We start from the raw sequence: 544 nt of genomic DNA, 5'->3' as shown, positions 1-544 counted from the left end.
TATTAGTAATGAAATATCATTAAAAAGCACCGTTTGAATGGTTAATGATCCGTTCAATGAAGTGAACCCCCAAAGTTGGACAAAGAATCCAACTTTGGGGGTTTTACTATGACCAAGTTTAGTTTTGAAATTAAGCAATTAGCAGTTAACCAATACCTTCAAGGTATTGGCAGTACCAAAATTGCTAGAAACTTAGGTATCAAGAATCATTTCAATGTATTAATATGGGTCAAACGATACCGTAAATATGGCATTGATGGGCTAAAAATTCGCCGTTCAAAATATGATTACGATGGCAATTTCAAACTTAAAGTCTTAAACTGGAAAAAACATAATCGAGCCTCATACTCTGCCACAGCATTAAAATTTGATATTAGTAATTCTGGAACAATTGCCAACTGGCAAAAGAAACTAGATAGTGGTGGTGTACAGGCCTTGTTTACCAGAAGAGGACGGGCCAAACATATGACAACCAATCACAATAAACAAGCAATTCGAACATCATTAAGTGAGTGAGATCGTTGAGGGGCGGAAGACCGTGCGT

1 protein-coding gene is annotated in these 544 nt (G+C 36.8%); it reads left to right on the top strand.

Features of this window, described 5'->3' with window-relative positions:
• Window positions 1–108 precede the first annotated feature (108 nt).
• Window positions 109–516: a helix-turn-helix domain-containing protein gene (locus tag ACFILW_RS11105; RefSeq protein WP_375685867.1), complete on the top strand. Its 408-nt coding sequence runs from the start codon at window positions 109–111 to the stop codon at window positions 514–516.
• Window positions 517–544: the final 28 nt, after the last annotated feature.

It is taken from the genome of Bartonella sp. TT110JLCBS, from assembly GCF_042193405.1.
Classification (GTDB): domain Bacteria; phylum Pseudomonadota; class Alphaproteobacteria; order Rhizobiales; family Rhizobiaceae; genus Bartonella.
The sequence above is the reverse complement of the archived record's forward strand: the minus strand, read 5'-3'. Positions and strand labels throughout refer to the sequence as shown.